Source organism: Aeromonas sp. 603757 (assembly GCF_049171255.1).
Taxonomy (GTDB): domain Bacteria; phylum Pseudomonadota; class Gammaproteobacteria; order Enterobacterales; family Aeromonadaceae; genus Aeromonas; species Aeromonas veronii_A.
In genome coordinates this window covers 151,430-169,211 of the sequence record NZ_JAAKOE010000007.1, presented here as the reverse complement: position 1 = coordinate 169,211, position 17,782 = coordinate 151,430, and the positions used below count along the sequence as shown (strand labels likewise).

Annotated in this window: 20 protein-coding genes; 8 read left to right on the top strand and 12 right to left on the bottom strand. The window is 59.1% G+C overall.

Annotated features, from left to right (window positions below; genetic code table 11):
• Positions 1-51 precede the first annotated feature (51 nt).
• The 5 genes from G5332_RS09295 to G5332_RS09275 form a co-directional block, all read right to left on the bottom strand.
• Positions 52-1,271, bottom strand: a protein-coding gene (locus tag G5332_RS09295) for an IS3 family transposase (protein ID WP_421249537.1) whose coding sequence is annotated in 2 segments (ribosomal slippage) — positions 52-923 and positions 923-1,271 — 1,221 coding nt in all. Because the reading frame shifts where the segments join, the coding sequence is not laid out codon by codon here.
• A 120-nt stretch (positions 1,272-1,391) separates the two neighbouring features.
• Complete coding sequence (gshA, locus tag G5332_RS09290) at positions 1,392-2,990, bottom strand: glutamate--cysteine ligase (protein ID WP_227341926.1); 1,599 nt, start codon at positions 2,988-2,990, stop codon at positions 1,392-1,394.
• Between the two features lie 61 nt (positions 2,991-3,051).
• Complete coding sequence (locus G5332_RS09285; RefSeq protein WP_107683770.1) at positions 3,052-5,865, bottom strand: M16 family metallopeptidase; 2,814 nt, start codon at positions 5,863-5,865, stop codon at positions 3,052-3,054.
• Between the two features lie 27 nt (positions 5,866-5,892).
• Complete coding sequence (locus tag G5332_RS09280) at positions 5,893-6,330, bottom strand: YqaA family protein (protein ID WP_005348990.1); 438 nt, start codon at positions 6,328-6,330, stop codon at positions 5,893-5,895.
• Positions 6,327-7,304 carry an NADP-dependent oxidoreductase gene (locus tag G5332_RS09275; protein ID WP_421172248.1) on the bottom strand — a complete coding sequence of 326 codons (978 nt, stop codon included), beginning with the start codon at positions 7,302-7,304 and terminating at the stop codon, positions 6,327-6,329. Before G5332_RS09275 ends, G5332_RS09280 begins: the two co-directional genes overlap by 4 nt.
• Before the next feature lie 56 nt (positions 7,305-7,360).
• On the opposite strand from G5332_RS09275, the gene G5332_RS09270 reads away from it, so the two are divergent.
• On the top strand, positions 7,361-7,528 hold the full coding sequence (locus tag G5332_RS09270) for a hypothetical protein (protein WP_005308905.1): 168 nt from the start codon (positions 7,361-7,363) through the stop codon (positions 7,526-7,528).
• A 54-nt stretch (positions 7,529-7,582) separates the two neighbouring features.
• Here G5332_RS09270 and G5332_RS09265 read toward each other — a convergent pair whose 3' ends face one another.
• Positions 7,583-8,593, bottom strand: a complete 1,011-nt coding sequence (locus G5332_RS09265) for a Preprotein translocase subunit SecY (RefSeq protein WP_265784091.1) — start codon at positions 8,591-8,593, stop codon at positions 7,583-7,585.
• A gap of 255 nt (positions 8,594-8,848) precedes the next feature.
• On the opposite strand from G5332_RS09265, the gene G5332_RS09260 reads away from it, so the two are divergent.
• Together G5332_RS09260 and G5332_RS09255 are read left to right on the top strand one after the other, a co-directional pair.
• Positions 8,849-9,145: a hypothetical protein gene (locus G5332_RS09260; RefSeq protein ID WP_139494910.1), complete on the top strand. Its 297-nt coding sequence runs from the start codon at positions 8,849-8,851 to the stop codon at positions 9,143-9,145.
• 19 nt (positions 9,146-9,164) lie between these two features.
• Entirely contained in the window at positions 9,165-9,515 is a 351-nt protein-coding gene (locus G5332_RS09255; protein WP_042053367.1) for a hypothetical protein, read from the top strand.
• A 50-nt stretch (positions 9,516-9,565) separates the two neighbouring features.
• Here the strand turns inward: G5332_RS09255 and G5332_RS09250 are convergent, their stop codons facing one another.
• From G5332_RS09250 to rpsF, 4 genes are all read right to left on the bottom strand, one after another.
• Positions 9,566-10,306 (bottom strand): ferredoxin--NADP reductase, encoded by a 741-nt coding sequence (locus G5332_RS09250; protein ID WP_201953778.1) that lies wholly within the window; start codon positions 10,304-10,306, stop codon positions 9,566-9,568.
• A 101-nt stretch (positions 10,307-10,407) separates the two neighbouring features.
• The gene (rplI, locus tag G5332_RS09245; RefSeq protein WP_005340490.1) at positions 10,408-10,854 is read right to left on the bottom strand and encodes a 50S ribosomal protein L9; all 447 of its coding nucleotides are present in this window, start codon (positions 10,852-10,854) and stop codon (positions 10,408-10,410) included.
• A 52-nt stretch (positions 10,855-10,906) separates the two neighbouring features.
• A complete protein-coding gene (rpsR, locus tag G5332_RS09240; protein ID WP_005308890.1) occupies positions 10,907-11,137 on the bottom strand; it encodes a 30S ribosomal protein S18 in 231 nt (76 codons plus the stop codon).
• Positions 11,138-11,167: 30 nt separating this feature from the next.
• On the bottom strand, positions 11,168-11,554 hold the full coding sequence (gene rpsF, locus G5332_RS09235) for a 30S ribosomal protein S6 (RefSeq protein ID WP_005308887.1): 387 nt from the start codon (positions 11,552-11,554) through the stop codon (positions 11,168-11,170).
• Between the two features lie 237 nt (positions 11,555-11,791).
• On the opposite strand from rpsF, the gene G5332_RS09230 reads away from it, so the two are divergent.
• From G5332_RS09230 to G5332_RS09220, 3 genes are all read left to right on the top strand, one after another.
• Positions 11,792-13,015 (top strand): Nramp family divalent metal transporter, encoded by a 1,224-nt coding sequence (locus G5332_RS09230; RefSeq protein ID WP_421172250.1) that lies wholly within the window; start codon positions 11,792-11,794, stop codon positions 13,013-13,015.
• A gap of 111 nt (positions 13,016-13,126) precedes the next feature.
• Positions 13,127-13,984 carry a hypothetical protein gene (locus tag G5332_RS09225; protein ID WP_227341919.1) on the top strand — a complete coding sequence of 286 codons (858 nt, stop codon included), beginning with the start codon at positions 13,127-13,129 and terminating at the stop codon, positions 13,982-13,984.
• A 205-nt stretch (positions 13,985-14,189) separates the two neighbouring features.
• Positions 14,190-14,588, top strand: a complete 399-nt coding sequence (locus tag G5332_RS09220) for a PACE efflux transporter (RefSeq protein WP_265783796.1) — start codon at positions 14,190-14,192, stop codon at positions 14,586-14,588.
• A gap of 144 nt (positions 14,589-14,732) precedes the next feature.
• Here the strand turns inward: G5332_RS09220 and hupA are convergent, their stop codons facing one another.
• Positions 14,733-15,005, bottom strand: a complete 273-nt coding sequence (hupA, locus tag G5332_RS09215) for a nucleoid-associated protein HU-alpha (RefSeq protein WP_005340484.1) — start codon at positions 15,003-15,005, stop codon at positions 14,733-14,735.
• Between the two features lie 337 nt (positions 15,006-15,342).
• Here hupA and G5332_RS09210 point away from each other — a divergent pair, with 337 nt between their 5' ends.
• Positions 15,343-15,825, top strand: coding sequence for an Rsd/AlgQ family anti-sigma factor (locus G5332_RS09210; RefSeq protein WP_005340483.1), 483 nt, complete (start codon positions 15,343-15,345; stop codon positions 15,823-15,825).
• A gap of 100 nt (positions 15,826-15,925) precedes the next feature.
• A complete protein-coding gene (locus G5332_RS09205) occupies positions 15,926-16,306 on the top strand; it encodes a PilZ domain-containing protein (RefSeq protein WP_005340482.1) in 381 nt (126 codons plus the stop codon).
• Positions 16,307-16,387: 81 nt separating this feature from the next.
• On the opposite strand, the gene radA is transcribed toward G5332_RS09205, so the two are convergent.
• Positions 16,388-17,755 carry a DNA repair protein RadA gene (gene radA, locus G5332_RS09200; protein ID WP_005341318.1) on the bottom strand — a complete coding sequence of 456 codons (1,368 nt, stop codon included), beginning with the start codon at positions 17,753-17,755 and terminating at the stop codon, positions 16,388-16,390.
• Between the last annotated feature and the right edge of the window lie 27 nt (positions 17,756-17,782).

Here is a 17,782-nt window from a genome sequence, read left to right as displayed (position 1 = left end):
GATGTCTAGTCCTGAAATAGGTTTACACATTTTCAACTAGCATTTTTCTACTCAGAACCCTCTATGTACCGCATCGGGGGTTCTGTATTTCAACGCATGATGCGGCCGCTCCTCGTTGTAAATATCCACCGCTTCACGCACCATTTCCCGCGCTTGCGTCAAATCCTGCGGGCTTTGCAACAATAACTCTCCTTTCAAAATCCCGTTCACCCGCTCCGCCAACGCATTCTGGTAACAGTCATACCCATCCGTCATCGAGCATTTCACCCCGTACCGTTCATGTAATGACTGATACAGCCCCGAGCAATACTGCACGCCGCGGTCCGAGTGATGGATTAGCTCCCCGCTGCCACGTCGTTGCTTCAGCGCTTTCTTGAACGCCATCGCCACCGACTCGGCGTGCATCCCTTCGTGCACGTGATGGCCCACTATCTTGCGTGAGTACGCATCCGTCACCAGGCTCAGGTACAGCGGTCCGCTCCTGGCTGGCAGATAGGTGATATCAGCGACCCAGACCTGCTCCGGGGCCACCGGCGTGACCTGCTCTGGCCCCGCCTTGAGCAAGTTGGGATGACGGTAGAAACGGTGAAAACTGTGGGTGGTCTTGTGATACGCCCGCTTAGGTTGCACTAGCAGGCGGTGCTCGGCCAATATCTGAAACAGCCTGTCCCGCCCTACCTTGAGCCCGCCATCATCCTGACCCTGGAGCAGATAATGCAGCTTGCGAGTGCCCACCCGAGGTTGTCGCAGTCGAACCTGACGCACGAAGCGCACCACCTGCAGCCCTTGAGCATGGCGCTCGTCGGCGACTCGATTGCGCTTGTAGTAAGCCTGCCGGCTTATCCCCAGAAACAGGCAAGCCCTGACGATGGTCAGCTTCTCGACTTGCCGCTGCGAGAGGACTTGCCGGGTCGCTTTTTTACGATGGAGACGCCGTAGTCATTCTTCAGTACATCGACGATGGCCTCAAAGAACTGGGCCTTCTGGCTCATTAGCGCCAGCTGTTGCTCGAGCTCCTTGATACGCTGTTCGGGCGTCTGGTTGTCGGGGTCAGGCATGGTGATGCTCCTGCCGGCACGTACAGAAGCCCCCTGGCTCCAATCTTGCCGACCATGTTTACGCAACCATACCAGAACGGTGGAGCGGCCCTGAATGCCATAACGCACCTGAGCCTGTTTGTAGGTGAGCTCGCCTTTTTCAATCTGCTCGACCAGTGCCAGTTTAAAAGTCAGCGAGTAATCGCGCTGTGTCCGTTTCACCCCTTGTCCCATCGGGTTCTCCATTTATTGGGGGGAAAGGTGTAAACCATATTCAGGACGGGACAAGAGAAATAAAAAAGCCGCTCACTCGAGCGGCTTTTTGCTGGCACTTGGGTCGGAACGAACCCGCCTTCAGGCCGTGGTGGTACTGGTACCGAAGTAGTCGGCCAGGAAGTCATCGAATGACAGGCTGTCGCTGCGCTCGCGCTCCCGTTGTTTGGCCAGGGAATCCTTCGCCTCACCGGCAAAGTAGGCCTCATCCCAGTATTGCAGCTCCCCTGCCAGCAGCTCCTCGCGATAGCGGGTCGCCAGCTTGTCGCCGTAACAGCCGTTATCCTTGCCACTCTCCAGCAGCTCCTTGAGCATGCGGGCGGAGTAGGTCAAATCCGGATTGAGCAGCTTCTCACGGTGCATTGCCAGCGTTTTGCGATAGTGGTTACGGCCGCAGCAGCGATCCAGCAATTCGGCCACCTGAGCCAGCTCGTCGAACAGCTTGAGGCCGTACTCTTTGAGGCCAATGGCATGACCCTGCTCGTCCTCCAGCTCGAGGCCGGGACGACGTCCCTCCAGCACCACCTTGTTCTGGTTGCGGCGGTTGCGGGCAATCTCCTCGTCACTCAGCACCGGAGAGGGGCGCAACAAGCACCAGACCAGGAACAGATCGAAGAAGCGGATCTGGTCGGCATCGATACCGAGCGGGGTGAAGGGGTTGACGTCCACGGTGCGCAGCTCGATGTATTCGATGCCGCGCTGATCCAGCGCATCCGAGGGCTTCTCGCCGCTGCGCGGGGTGCGCTTGGGACGGATTGGAGCGTAGAGCTCGTTCTCCAGCTGCAACACGTTGTCATTGAGCTGACGATACTCCCCATCCACCTTGACCCCGATCTTGGCAAAGTCGGGATTGTGGGTGTTGATGGCGCGGCGCAGGCTGCTGACATAGGCTGGCAGGCTGTCGTGGCTGATCTTGAGCCCAGCCTGGGCGCTGTTGGTGTAACCGAGATCGGAGAGACGCAGCGCGGTGGCGTAAGGCAGATAGAGGGTGCCCTTGCCGGTCTTCTCGAACGGCAGGTTGCTCTTGCGCCCTTTGAGGAAGGATTCGCAGATGGCCGGGGAGGCGCCGAACAGATAGGGCACCAGCCAGCCGAAGCGGTAGACGTTGCGAATAAGCCCCATGTACTTGTCGGAGATAAAGCGCTGGCTGCAGCACCCTTCGCACACCAGATCCTGCCACTCGCTCCAGAAGCTGTCGGGCATGGAGAAGTTGAAGTGCACCCCGGCGATCACCTGCATCAGGCTGCCGTAGCGGTTCTTCAATCCCTGACGGTAGAGGGTCTTCATCTTGCCGATATTGGAGCTGCCGTACTGGGCCAGCCGGATGCTCTCTTCCCCACCGACGAAGCATGGCATGGAGAGCGGCCAAATCCGCTCGTCACCCAGATGCTGAATCACATGGTGATGGATGTCGCCGAGCTGCTCCATCAGGCTGTCGATGGAGTCGGTGGCCGGGGTGATGAACTCCAGCAGGCTCTCCGAGTAGTCGGTGGTGATATTGGGATGGGTCAGGGCCGAGCCCAGCGCCCGTGGATGGTCACTCTGGGCGAGTCGGCCATCCGGCGTGATGCGCAGGCATTCACGTTCGATCCCGCGCCGGATCCCCTTGAGCGCGGTGAGGCGCTCCGGTGATCCCAACGCATTCAGCAACTCGGTGAGCGACAAGCTTGTTGTAGTCATATTCACGGCTCATGTGAGGCCGCCCCATCCGGGGCGGCTCTTGATTTTTATAAAGCGTCAGTTACGGCAACTGCAGCGGATAGATGGGAAGATGAAGCTCCTTCAGGGGTTTTTCAAGCTTTTGCTTGTCTCCCACCACCACGATCACCATGTCGGCCGGATTGAGCCAACGGGCGGCACTGGCCTTGAGCGCCTCGGGCGACACCGTTTTGATCAGGTTGTTCTGGGCCTGCACATAGTCCGGTTTCAGGTCATACATCACCATCTGCAGCAGGAAGCCCGCCTTCTGGCCCAAGGTCTCGTAAGAGAGGGCATCCTGCTGGGAAACCGCGCTGCGCATATAGGCCAGCTCGACCGGGGTCGGGCCGCTCTTGCGGTAGTTGTCCATCTCCTTGAGGAACTGGCGGATGGCATCCACAGTCGCATCGGCCCGCACATTGGCGCCTGTGGCGAAGGTGCCCACCTCGCGGTTGGCGGAGAAACCCGAGCTGGCACCATAGGTGTAACCCTTGTCTTCCCGCAGGTTGAGGTTGATGCGGCTGTTGAAGTTGCCACCCAGGTTGAAGTTCATCAGCCCGGCGGTGAAGTAATCCCCCGTGGTATCGAACGGCATGGCGCGACGGCCGATGCGGATCACCGACTGGGGCGCCCCCGGCTTGTCGACCAGATAGATGCCCGGCTTGGCCTGCTCACCCTTGAGCTTGAGATCCCCCAGAGTCGGCGTGGCCCCCTTCCACTCGGTCAGAAAGCCAAGTTGCTCCTCGATCTGCTTCTGGCCCACATCACCGACCACCACCACTTTGGCATTGGTGGGGTTGTAGTAGGCCTGATAGAAGTGCTTCACGTCCGCCAGGGTCAGCTTGGCCACATCAGCCGCTACCCCGTCGGTAGGTTGACCGAGGCGGTTCTGCTTGCCGTAGACCAGCTCGCGGAACGCCTGCCCGGCCAGCCACTCGGGCTGCTGCTGGGCCTGTTGCATTCCTTGCAGCAGCTGCGCCTTGACCCGCTCGAAGTCCGCCTCCCGCATGCCCGGGCGCTCCAGCACCTCGCGCACCAGCGCCAGGGTCTGGGGCAACTTGTCCGCCAGCGAGCTGACGGTGATGAGGTTGTTGTACTGGGCGCTGGAGACATCAATGCTTGAGCCCAGCTTTTGCAGCTCGTCGCTGAGCTGAGCCTCGGTCAGGCGCACCGTGCCCTGCCCCATCATGGCGGCGGTCAGATTGGCCAGTCCAAGCTGCCCCTTATCTTCGGCACGAATGCCGCCCGGCAGGGCGATCATGATGGAGACCGCGGGGATCTCGTCACTCTTGGTGCCGATGATCTCGATGTTCTTGTCGAGCTTGCCGTGCCAGATGGCGGGCACCTTGACGCTCACCGCCTCGCTCGCCTTGGGCTGCACGCTGCGATCGAAATTGTCTTTTACCGGTCGTTCGGCCAGCGCCTCGTCATGCTTGCTGTAATCCGGCAGTTCGCGCTTGGCGGGGGTAAAGTTCGGGGTGGCAACCTGCCACTCAGTCTTGCCCTTGGGCACCACGCTCAGCACCACCGCAGGCTTGCCCGCGATGAACTTGTCGTAGGCGGCCTTCACCTGCTCAGGTGTCACCTTGCCGATGGCATCCAGTGTCTTGAACACATAGTTGGGATCCTGGGCAAACACCTGACCCATGGCGAGCTGGCTCACCTTGCCGGAGACGCTATCCAGACCCCAGATGGCGGAGGCACGGTACTTGGCGATCGCCTTCTCCAGATCTTCCGGTTTGAGGCCGCGCTGGGCGAACTCGCCGATCACCTTGTCCACCTCCCCCTTGAGGGTCTTGAGGCTGCCATCCTGTGACGGATTGGGATAGGCGTAGACGGTCAGGGTACAGGCCAGTTCTTCACAGTAGTGGGACGCCCCCACATCGATCGCCTTGCCGGTTTTCACCAGCGACTGGTAGAGCATGGAGCTGGCGGAACCACCCAGCACGTCGGCAAACATGTCGAGTGCAGGCTCCTGCGGATCGCCAAGAGATACGGTGGGGTAGCTGATATAGAGCAGCGGCAGGTGTACCTTGTCCTGCAACGTCACGTAGCGGGTCTCGGGCAGAGTCACCGGCTTTGGCGTCGGCTCGGCCACGTCCGGGCCGCGCGGGATGGAGCCGAAGTACTTCTCGATCCACTCGAGGGCCTGCTTGCTGTCAAAGTCGCCGCCCAGAGTCAGGGTAGCGTTGTTGGGGCCATACCAGCGCAGGAAGAACTGCTTGAGGTCGTTCACATCGACCCGGTCGAGATCTTCCACGTAACCGATAGGCTGCCAGGAGTAGGGGTGAGTACGCGGATAGAGCGCCTCCCCCACCTTCTCGCTCACCAGCCCGTACGGCTGGTTATCGACCCGCTGGGCCCGCTCGTTCTTGACGGTGGCGCGCTGGATCTCGAACTTCTTCTGGCTCACCGCATCGAGCAGGAAGCCCATCCGATCCGCCTCCAGCCAGAGCACTTTTTCCAGCTGGTTGGCCGGCACTGTTTCGTAGTAGTTGGTGCGGTCCTTGTTGGTGGTGCCATTCATGTCGCCACCGGCTTCGTTGATGATCCGCATATGCTCCTGATCACCGACGTGTTTCGAGCCTTGGAACATCATGTGCTCGAAGAAGTGAGCGAAACCGGACTTACCGACCGTCTCGCGGGATGAACCGACGTGATAGGTCACATCGAGGTGCACCAGCGGATCGGAGCGATCGGGGGCCAGGATCACGGTCAGGCCGTTGTCCAGCTTGTACATCTGGTAGGGGATGGCGAGCTTGCCCTCCTCCTTGCCCTGTTCGGCGATCAGGGTCGGTGCCGCCAGCACCGGCAGGGTGAAGCCCAGCAGAATCGTTAAAGGTATGACTTTGTTCACGGTAACCTCGTGAGTGACAAAAACAGGCTAGAAAATGTGACTGGCCAGCAGAAAAACCAGGGCATAACGGAACAATTTGCCGAGCCCGATCAAAATGAGAGAGCGCCAGAAGGAGAGGCGCAGCCAACCGGCCAACAGACAGAGACCATCACCGACCACCGGCGTCCAGGCAAGCAGCAGACACCAGTGACCATGTTGTTTGAGCCAGCCTAAGGCTTTTTGTTCCCCACGGCCTTGAAAATCTTCCGGTTTTTTCTTGAAGGTGGCGAGCCAGCCGAGCCACCAGGTAGTCATGGAACCGAGGGTATTGCCCAGCGTCGCCCACAGCAGCAGGCTAGCCATGCTCCACTCCCCCTTGGCCGCCATGGCCCCCAGCAGCACTTCCGAGCTGCCGGGCAGCAGGGTGGCTGAGGTGAATGCACTTAAAAAGAGCCACCCCAGCCCCATCTCCATCATCTCGCTCATCCGGGATAGCCATCGGCGGCAGGCATCCGCAGCAGCAGCTTGCCGCGTACATGGCCCCCTTCGATGGTCTGATGGGCCAGCGCCCCCTCAGCCAGAGCGAACTCACCGGCGAGGGTGACCTTCACCTCCCCCTGACGCAGCAGCATCAACATCTGACCCAGCTGCTTCTGGTCGGGGTGAACCAGCATGCCGACCACCTCGATACCCGCCGCAGCCCCAGCATCCTTGATCTGCTGGGCGGTAATGGTAGGCACAGTCACCAGGCGGCCACCCGGTTTGACGCAGGCCAGCGCCGCCTTGCCGCTCTCGCCGCCCACCAGATCCAGCACCAGATCGACCTGACCGGCCTCTGCCACCACCTGTGCTGGCCAGTTCGCATCATGGTAATTCACCATCCAGCGCGCCCCCAGTGCGTGCAGGAAGCCATGGTTATCGGGGCTGGCGGTAGCCACCACCTCGGCGCCATAGGCGCTGGCAAACTGCACTGCCAGATGGCCGACTCCACCGGCACCGGCGAGGATCAAGACCCGCTGACCGCTCTGGAGGCCGCCGTGCTCAAGCAGCCCCTGCCAGGCGGTGAGACCGGCCAGTGGCAGCGCCGCACCCTGCTGCAGGCTCACTCCGTCGAGCTTGACCAGCTCGCCTTCGCTTGCCACCACAGACTCCCCGTAGCCACCGGCAGCGAGGGGAAAACCGACCATGCCGCACACCAGATCCCCCTCAACCAGCGAGGTCACGCCGGGGCCTATCTTCTCCACCACGCCGGAGATGTCATAACCCGGTGTCCAGGGCAGCTTGTCCTTGTTCTGGGCCGCCGCCCAGCCAAGACCGGCGCGGGTTTTGGCATCGATGGGATTGACCCCCGCAAAGCAGATGCGCACCCGCACTTCACCATCGGCTGGCACCTTATCGAGGGAAGGGTTGAGCTTGAGTACCGAGGGGTCACCGAATGCGGTAATCTGTAGTTGCGTCATTGCACAATCCATCCTGTTGATTGATCAAGGGTCAACAGAATAACAGCGAGGACACCATGGCTCGAATGTTTCTTATTCCTCTGTTGCTGGCACTGGGGTGGTGGGCGTTTCTACTCTACTTCCGCATCCCGCTCAAACAGGGGGCCAAGGGGTTTTACTGGATCATCGGCATCGGTGGCGGACTGGCCGCCTTCCTCAGCCTGATGATGGTGCTGACTCACTGAGTGCTATCGCCACTCGATAACGAAAAAGGCCACCGCGTTCCGGTGGCCTTCTCACTATCCGGCTTGCTGCTCCAGCGCCGGATTTAGGTAGTAGTGGCGATTGCTCCCCTGCCCCAGCACCCCTTGCGACAGCAGATGGTGGAACACCCGATCCACCTCCTCCAGCGAGAGTGACAGCGCCTGCGCCACCGAGCGCTTGCTGCACTTGAGCTCACCACTCATCAGCGCACCGCGCACCTGCGCCAGCACTTCGGGGGCTGGTTCTGGGGGCATGATGGGCTCGGGCTGGGCTGCCATCGCCAACTCTGCCTGCGCCTCTCTGCGAGCTTGATCCTGCTGCCAGCGCCACATCCGGCGAAAGCGGTTCTCCTCGCCGATCAGGCTGACGAAGAAGGCGCCGAACACGTCGAGCAGCACCGAGAGGAAGCAGACCAGCAGGAACTGCACCTGGCTGATGCTCATCCCGACCCCGTCCGCCAGACTGCTCATCAGCCCCAGCATGGAGGATTGCTCGTTGACCGGCTTCGCATCGCGCTGCTGACGCAGCTCATCCTGCTGCAAGCGCAGCTTGGTGTTGGCGTGCTGCAACGAGGAGACGCCACTGGAGATGCGCTCCAGCTCGATGTATTTGCGGGCTGCCTCTTCGTTGAGCTGGATCTGCCGCTCGATGCTGGCGATCTGCTCGTCGAAACGGGCGAGCTCCCGCTCGTGGCGCGCCTGCTGGCTCAACACCGTATTGGTGGCGCTGTTGATGCCACCGATACTGCCGCCGATGGAGATGGCCGCCAGCACGCTGTAAAACAGCAGCGACCAGAGAGCACCACTCAAATCCCGCCGCGCCTTGCGCTCGCCGTACTCGTACCAGACGTAAAACTTGCCCAGCTCGAAGATGATGGCCAAGCCGCCGAACAGCCACTTCATCAGCGGGTTGTCATCGATGGAGAGGAACAGCAGCAGGGAGAAGATAATGGAGGCCAGAATGGCCAATCCGGTGAAACTGTATACCGTCGTCAGAGCGAACCACCCCTTGGGGTAGCGCTGTGTGGAGGAGTCCTGTGTGGTCATGATGAAGGGGTGTGCTGTGCAGGAAAAGTTGGCTGCCGATTATAGTCGCCAGACTCGCACAGAGAAGGGCAAATGACTGAATTCCTTCAGATTGGCAACCAGCTGCCCAGAGTGCGACCAAAACGGACAAATCGGCAGCAGAAAAGCGATACAATTCCTCCCTGACTTGATCATGTGGTGAGATGAGGTGCGATTCCGCCCGGGTTCAGCCCAGATCCGTACACTCATCCACCGTTGCAATTATCCGAGGCCATCATGAACAGTACGACCACCTTGCTACTCTCCCTTCTTCTGGTTACCGGCGGCGCCGCTGCGACACAGCAATATCCAGAGAGCGGTGGCACCGAATTTTCCGTCGATGAGCTTAAATTCAATCTGGACTGGGATGACAAACAGTTCGGCTGGACCCAGAACGACTGCCTCACTCTGGATATCGGGGAGACCTCCACCGTCGACTGCAAGGCGGTCAAATTCAATCTGGAAGATGAAGAGAATCGCAACCAGCCACCGAAAACCAACCAGGTCCCTGCCAACTCGCAGAGCGACCAGTAACAACAGGAGTACCCTTGCGATGACCCAAGCTAAACACAACCCCGTTATCCGACGCGGCGCCCTGCTGCTTTCCCTGCTCATGGCGCACGGCATCGCGGTTGCGGCACCGCCAAGCAAAAATAGCGATGGCATCAAGATCTCCGGTGATGACATCAAGATCAATCTCGACTGGGATGACAAGGAGTACGACTGGTGGCAAGACAACTGTCTGGATCTTGGCATTGGCGACAGCCGGATCAAACTCAACTGCGACAAGATGGATGGCAAGTACCGGGATCACTACAACCGCAGCATCCACAGCGGCAATAACCCGGGACAGGGTCACGACAAACAGAAGGATAAAAACAAGGGTAACGGCAAGAAAAACTGACCCCCCCTTTCCTTATCCAGCAGGGGCCTGGCGCCCCTGTGCTGATTGTTTTACCAATAATTCTCCGCACTGATATTGCCCGGTGCCCGCCGCAGATTCTTGGCCAACCCCAGCGCCAGCAAGGTTTGCTGGGTCTCTTTCACCATCTCCGGATTGCCGCAGATCAGCACTTGGCTCAGCTCGGGTGAGAACTCCAACCCCACTCTAGCCTGCAGCTGACCATTGGCGATAGCCGCCGGGATCCGCCCTGCCATTGCATCGGGCCAAGGCTCGCGGCTGACAAAGGGGACATAGCAAAAACGCTCGCCATATTGCTCGGCAAAGCTGGCGATCAAATCCTGATAGCTCAGCTCTTCGCCTTTGCGCACCCCGTGCACCAGCACCAGATTCTCGAAACGGTTGAAGGCTTCCCCATCTGCCAACATGGAGAGGAAGGGGCCGATGGCAGTGCCAGTCGAGAGCAGCCAGAGATCGCGCCCGGCGGGCACCTCATCCAGCGTCAGGAAGCCGGTGGCCTGGGATTGCACCAGCAATGTATCGCCCGCTTGCAGCAAGCCAAGGGACGGAGTCAGCTCACCGCTCGGGATCTCGACCAGATAGAACTCGTGGTATGGCGCAGAGGGGGGATTGACGAAGGAGTAGGCGCGCTGAATGCGGCGATCGCCCTGCTCGAGGGCCAGCTTGGTGAATTGGCCTGCCTTGTAGGGGACCAGCTCGGCCGCTACCCGCAGGGAGAACAGGGTGGGTGTCCATTCGATGCGTTCGATGACGCGACCTTCTACCCAAGCCATAATGATCTCCTCCAGTGGAACAGGCCTTCACTCTACCCCCGGGCCGGAAAATAAAAAACCCGCGCAAGAGCGCGGGTTTTTTCTGCAAAAGCGAATCGCTATTACAGGGCAACAACCTGGATCTGTACGGTTGCTTTAACGTCAGCGTGCAGCTGAACAGCAACTTCGTAGTCACCGGTGTTACGCAGAACGTTGCCCATGCGGACTTCGCTCTTGGCAACGGCTACGCCGGCAGCAGTGATGGCTTCAGCCACGTCACGGGTACCGATGGAACCGAACAGCTTGCCTTCGTCGCCAGACTTGGAAGCGATAACCACGGTAGCCAGTTCGGCCAGCTTGGCAGCACGCTCTTCAGCAGCAGCTTTGTTGGCAGCCAGTTTGGCTTCCAGCTCAGCGCGACGAGCACCGAAAGCTTCGATGTTGGCCTTGGTAGCCATAACAGCTTTGCCTTGCGGGATCAGGTAGTTACGGGCATAACCAGATTTCACGGAAACTTGGTCACCCAGACCGCCCAGTTTGGCGATTTTGTCGAGCAGGATAACTTGCATTACCTTTCCTCTATAAATTTCGTTGAGTTAGGCTTAAGTGCCGGGCCGATTCTTACTTGTTGTGCAGATCGGTGTACGGCAGCAGAGCCAGGTAACGAGCACGCTTGATGGCGCGTGCCAGCTGACGCTGATACTTGGCGCGGGTACCGGTGATACGGCTCGGTACGATCTTGCCAGATTCAGTGATGTAGTTTTTCAGAGTAACGATATCTTTGTAGTCGATCTCGGTAACGTTCTCGGCGGTGAAGCGGCAGAACTTACGACGACGGAAATAACGTGCCATGGCCTTTATCCTCTAGTCAGTGATCCAGAATTACTCTTCGGAAGCAGCTTCAGTAGCTTCTTCGCGGCGCTCGTCGTCACGACGGGTGAAGCGCTCTTCTTTGGCCTTGGCCATCGGAGAAACTTCAGTCACGGCGTGCTTGGTGCGCATGATCATGTTGCGGATAACGGCATCGTTGAAGCGGAAGTTGGTTTCCAGCTCATCGATAACGGCTTGCTCTGCTTCTACGTTCATCAGAACGTAGTGGGCTTTGTGCAGTTTGTCGATCGGGTAAGCCAGCTGACGACGGCCCCAATCTTCCAGGCGATGAATGGTACCACCGGAGGTGGTGATGGCGCCGGTGTAACGCTCGATCATGCCGGGAACTTGCTCGCTCTGGTCCGGATGAACCATGAAGACGATTTCGTAATGACGCATTTTAGCTCCTTACGGATTAATTCAGCCTCCGCCCAGGTGCAGCCAGACCTCGGAGGCAAGGAACATAAAGGTGTTTAGTCGCTGCTTTTCTAGGGCGGCGTATTGTACGAAATCACATCCCTCACTGCAACTGACCGCTTTAAATGTTTTTCCCGATGGAAATCATCAGAAACAACAATTGATAATGATTATCACTTAGATCTATTCTCTCTCCATATCCTTATGGAGGGTGATGCCATGCAACCCGCACTGACGACTACGATTCCAGTCCGCAAATTCAAACTTACCCTGCTCGGGCCTGCCTTTATCGCCGCCATCGGCTATATCGACCCGGGCAACTTCGCCACCAATATTCAGGCGGGCTCTACCTTTGGCTACCAACTGCTCTGGGTGGTGGTATGGGCCAACTTGATGGCCATGCTGGTGCAAACCCTCTCGGCCAAACTCGGTATCGTCACCGGCAAGAATCTAGCGGAGCACATCCGCGACCGACTGCCGAAACCGGCGGTCTGGGCCTACTGGGTGCAGGCAGAGATCATCGCCATGGCCACCGATCTCGCCGAATTTATCGGCGCCGCCGTCGGCTTCAAGCTGCTGCTTGGCGTGACCTTGCTTGAAGGGGCCTGCATCACCGCCGTGGTGACCTGGGGGATCCTGATGCTGCAATCCCGCGGCCAGAAACCGCTGGAGTTCGTGGTGGGCGGCCTGCTGCTGTTCGTGGCGGCGGCCTACATCGTCGAGCTGGTGTTCTCCCGCCCCCATCTGCCTAGCCTGCTGGAGGGCGCCCTCTTCCCCGGCCTGCCCAACAGTGACGCCGTCTATCTGGCGGCCGGCGTGCTCGGCGCCACCGTGATGCCCCACGTTATCTACCTGCACTCGGCACTGACCCAGCACACCCAGGATCAGGGCTCGGTCCCCCAGCGGCTGCACACCACCCGGGTCGATGTGGCGATTGCCATGACCATCGCCGGCTTCGTCAATCTGGCGATGATGGCCATGGCGGCGGCCGCCTTCCACAGCTACGGCAACCAGCAAGTAGCCGAGCTGGAGTCGGCCTACCAGACCCTCACCCCGCTGCTGGGTCAGGCGGCCGCGACTCTGTTCGGCCTCTCGCTGGTCGCCTCCGGCATCAGCTCTACCGTGGTGGGCACGCTGGCCGGCCAAGTGGTGATGCAGGGCTTCGTGCGCTTTACCATCCCGCTCTGGCTGCGCCGCGCCATCACCATGGCCCCTGCCTTCGTGGTAATCGCCATGGGCCTCAACACCACCGAGATCCTGGTGCTGAGCCAGGTGGTGCTGAGCTTCGGCATCGCGCTGGCGCTCATCCCGCTGCTGATATTGACCGGCGATCGGGCGCTGATGGGGCAACATCGCAACCATCCGGTCACACAAGCCATAGGCCGCCTTATCGTTGCGCTGGTGATTGGCCTCAACGCCTATCTGCTGGTCGCCATGATCTAGCGAACCGTCAAACCGAGAAGAGGGGCTCATTAACTCTGGTTAATGAGCCTCTTCGCACTTTGGCGTATGCTGCCGCTTTCTTTTCTCATTTATCGTTGCGGGAGCCTTGCCATGGAACATACCCGAGTCAGCTTCGTGCTGGGCCATCATCAGGAGCAAGCCAGCGTGGTCTGCTGTCAGCGTGGCGACACCACACTGCTGGTCACCGACCTCACCCCCTTTCATCCCCAGAGCCACCTCTGGCCCGATCAGCCGGGGGATGTGGGCCATGCTCGCTGGGAAGGGGGCGAAGCCGCCATTGGCCCTTGCCGGATGGGGGCTATCAGCCCGGATGGCAAGCTGTTTGTCGATACTGCGATTCCGGTAAAACGGGGGGCTGAAGGGTGGCGTTTCGTGGTGGTCCATCCAATGACCGGTGACCACGCGCTAGCCGTTGGCAGCCAGGTCGAATTGCAAGTAGATAGCGCTGCCCGCCACGCCCTGAGTCTGGGCCATAGCGGCTGCCATCTGGCCGCGCTGGCGCTCAATCGAGTACTGACTCCCTACTGGCGCAAGGAGGTAAGCGAGCGCGATGCACTGGGCCAGCCCGACTTCGATCGTCTTGCTATTCAAAGCTCGCGGGTCGAGCCTTGCGGATCGTGGGAGCAGTACCGAATCGGCAAGAGCCTGCGCAAGAAAGGAGTCAACAGCGAGGCGCTGCTGGCAGATCTGGCGCTGATTGAAGAGAAAGTCAACCAACAACTGGCCGACTGGGTAGCAAGCGGAGCTGACATTCGCCGAAGCCGGGCCGGCGAGGCGATCATCGACTCCCGTTACTGGCACTGCTCGCTGGAAGGCCAGGAGGTCACCATCCCCTGTGGCGGCACCCATGTTGCCTCGCTCGCCGAGTTGGGAGAGGTCAAGGTAGAGCTCACTCAAGTGGAAGAGGGCTTTGCAATGCTGACCCGGGTCACGCCAACCGGCGCCTGAGTCGCAGACTTGACCACTCAGGGCTAACGCCCAAGTTGGCAATAGAGAAGTATCGCAAAGAGGGCGCATCATCATGCCCCTCAACGCCCGTCATGACGGGCCGATGCTTCTCTTTTAACCACTCCCTGATTAGAATGCGCCTCCCACAGGAGGCACATCCCCATGAGTAGTACTCAACTTCGCCCCCCCTGATCGACTTCGTTATCTGGTTCTCTACGAAGGCATCGGGCTGGCACTGGTCGCACCGCTGATCAGCCAGCTGTTCGGTCAGGGCGTGGCAGAGGTCGGTTCGCTGGCCATCTTCTTCTCCATCGTCGCCACCGCCTGGACCTACGGCTGGAATCTGTTGTTCGACAAGGGGTTGCTCAAACTGTGCGGGCGCACCAACAAGCGACCACTGGACCGCTTCCTGCACGCGTTTGGCTATGAGGCGAGCTTTATGATGCTCTCCCTCCCCTGCGTCATGTTCTGGCTCGATTTGGGAGTGTGGGACGCCCTGATGCTGGATCTCGGCTTCGTCGCCTTCTACCTCGTCTACATCATGGTCTTTACCTGGGCCTATGAGCGGATCTGGCCGCTACCATCCAACCCGCAGACGGCATAAGGCCTCAGCCGCAACGAGGCCGACAGAAGAAACCAAAAAGGCAGGAAAAGCCAGGGAGCACTAAAACCGGAAGGATGGGAAAGCCCCATAAAAACAATGCCAGTCAGCAAGCTGACTGGCATTGGACAAAACAGACTTTCGGACTTACTTGACGGCGTCTTTCAGAGCCTTGCCAGCCACGAATGAAGGCACGTTGGCAGCAGCAATCTGGATCTCTTTACCAGTTTGCGGGTTACGACCGGTGCGGCCTGCGCGGTGGGTGACCTTGAAGGTGCCAAAACCGACCAGTTGCACAGCATCGCCTTCTTTCAAGCTCTGGGTAATACCATTGATGATCTCTTCCAGAGCCACTTTGGCCTGAGCTTTGCTCAGATCTGCTTTGGCGGCAATCGCATCGACAAGTTGAGCTTTGTTCATAACATTTCCTTTATGATCGGGCATTTAGCGCTGGGTCACTCTATGCAAAAAAAAACGCACAGGCAAAGCCTTTATCGAGCCGAACGCGTCAAACGCTGGGGTTTTCATCAAGATCTGCGGAAATAGTCACATTCCACACGCGAAAAACCGTGAGCAGGCCTGAAACCTGCTAGCACGCAGACACAATCCGCTGACTATTTCTTCGCCACTTAACATTATCCCCCCATGGCTATTGACGCTTGCCCAGATTTTCCCTAGTTATAGGTTGTGTCACTGCTCAAACGGCTCGGAATACCGAACAATCGGCCAGCCTTTGCCCCACGGAGGGATAGGGATTATGTTGACGAAACTGGAACAGACCAAGCAGGCGCTGGCAGGCAAGCATAAGGCTATCGACGACTGGCTGGATGCAAGGCAAGCGTTGCTGGTCGGATACATGCAGCTGGCAGGCCTTACTCCGGCGCGGACCAAGCAACGCAGCCTGCCCAAAACAGAAGAGCTGCATCAGTTTTGCGACCGCCTGGTCGACTATGTCAGCGCGGGCCATTTCGAGATCTACCACCACGTCGTCACCGCCTTCGAGCAAGCCAGCGGCGAAACACTGGAGCTGGCCAAGCGCATCTATCCCCATATTCGTACCAGCACCGAATTCGCCCTCGAGTTCAACGACAAATACAGTGATGCCGACGAGGCCCAATTGCTGCTACTGGATGATGATCTCAATGAGTTGGGTCCGGTTCTGGAAGAGCGGTTCAAACAGGAAGATCGCCTGGTCAAGGCGCTTCATGTAGTGGAATCCTTGAGTACCCAGCAAGCCTGAATGCCATTTTCGGAGCAAGTTCAAGATACTGGCAACCAAGGTGGATTACACTCAGAGTAATGACCCTAGCGTCCACACTTATTGCATACAGGAGATGAGCATGTCTGAGCGCCGCCGTTTTGCACGGATCCTCTACTTGACCATGGCAGAACTTACCCAGGGGGAACAGAAGTGGCAGACCCAGCTTGTCGACGTCTCCTTGCAGGGAGCCCTGCTGATCCGCCCCGACGACTGGGAGAGCCGTGACAACAAGGAGTACCAGCTCAGCTTTATCCTGAGCGGTAGCGATATCGAGATCAAAATGCAGGTCGAGCTGACCCACGAAGCCAGCAAGAAGCTGGGTTTCTACTGCCACCACATCGATATCGACAGCGCCACCCATCTCAAGCGGATGATCGAGCTTAACGTCGGCGACGAAGAGCTGCTCCACCGCGAGCTGGAACAACTGCTGAGCGAACATCTGGAACATAGCCAGCCCTGATGGCAGGTTCCAGCCCATAAAAAAGAGCGCCGAGGCGCTCTTTTTCCGTTGTGCTGTTGTATCGATTGCAATGCTGAGGGATTACAGCGCCTCGAGTGCCTCAGACAGCTTCTTGACCGGCACCACTTCCATCCCTTCGATCGGGTGCTTGGGGGCATTGGCATGCGGCACGATGGCACGGCGGAAACCGTGCTTGGCCGCCTCCTGCAACCGCTCCTGGCCGGACGGCACCGGGCGAATTTCACCGGAAAGACCCACTTCGCCGAACACCACCAGATCCTTGGGCAGCGCCTGATCCCGGAAGCTGGAGACCATCGCCAGCAGCAGCGCCAGATCCGCACTGGTCTCCTCGACCTTGACCCCGCCAACCACGTTGATGAAGACATCCTGATCCGCCATCTGCAACCCGCCGTGACGGTGCAGCACCGCCAGCAACATGGCGAGCCGGTTGTGATCCATCCCCACCGCCACCCTGCGCGGGTTGGAGAGCTGGGAGTAGTCCACCAGCGCCTGCAACTCCACCAGCAGTGGTCGGGTACCCTCCCAGATCACCATGACGATGGAACCGGGCGCCTGCTCCTGCCCACGGCTGAGGAAGATGGCGGAGGGATTGCTCACCTCGCGCATCCCCTGCTCGGTCATGGCAAAGACCCCCAGCTCGTTGACCGCACCGAAGCGGTTCTTGTGAGAGCGCAGGGTACGAAAACGGGAGTCATGACCGCCATCGAGCAGCACAGAGCAGTCGATGCAGTGCTCCAGCACCTTGGGGCCCGCCAGACTGCCATCCTTGGTCACATGGCCCACCATGAAGATGGCCACATGATTCTGCTTGGCGTAGCGGGTCAGCAACGCAGCCGCTTCGCGCACCTGTGAGACAGAACCGGGGGACGATTGCACATCCGCCACATGCATCACCTGAATGGAGTCAATCACCATGATCTGCGGCTGCTCCTGCTGGGCAATCAGGCAGATCTGCTCGACGCTGGTCTCGGAAAGCATCCGCAGCTTGTCGGTAGGTAGCCCAAGGCGGTTGGCCCGCATTGCCACCTGCTGGAGCGACTCCTCACCGGTGACATAGAGAGTTTTCATCCGCTCTGCCAGACCACACATGGTCTGCAGCAGCAGGGTCGATTTACCCGCCCCCGGGTTACCACCGATCAGAATCGCCGAGCCGGGCACCACACCGCCACCAAGCACCCGATCCAACTCCTTGAAACCGGAAGTAAAACGGGGGATTTCGGTGGTAGCGATCTCTGCCAGTGTCTGTACCTGACTGCCAACCGCGCCGGCATAACCGGTGTAACGGGCACTCTTGCCAGCGGGAGTGACGGAGCCAAGGCGTACCTCGGTGATGGTATTCCACTCCTTGCACTCGCTGCATTGACCTTGCCAGCGTGTGAAGTCGGCACCACATTCGGAACAAACATAAGCAGTTTTATTTTTAGCCATTGATAACTCGGGGACAGGATGAATTCC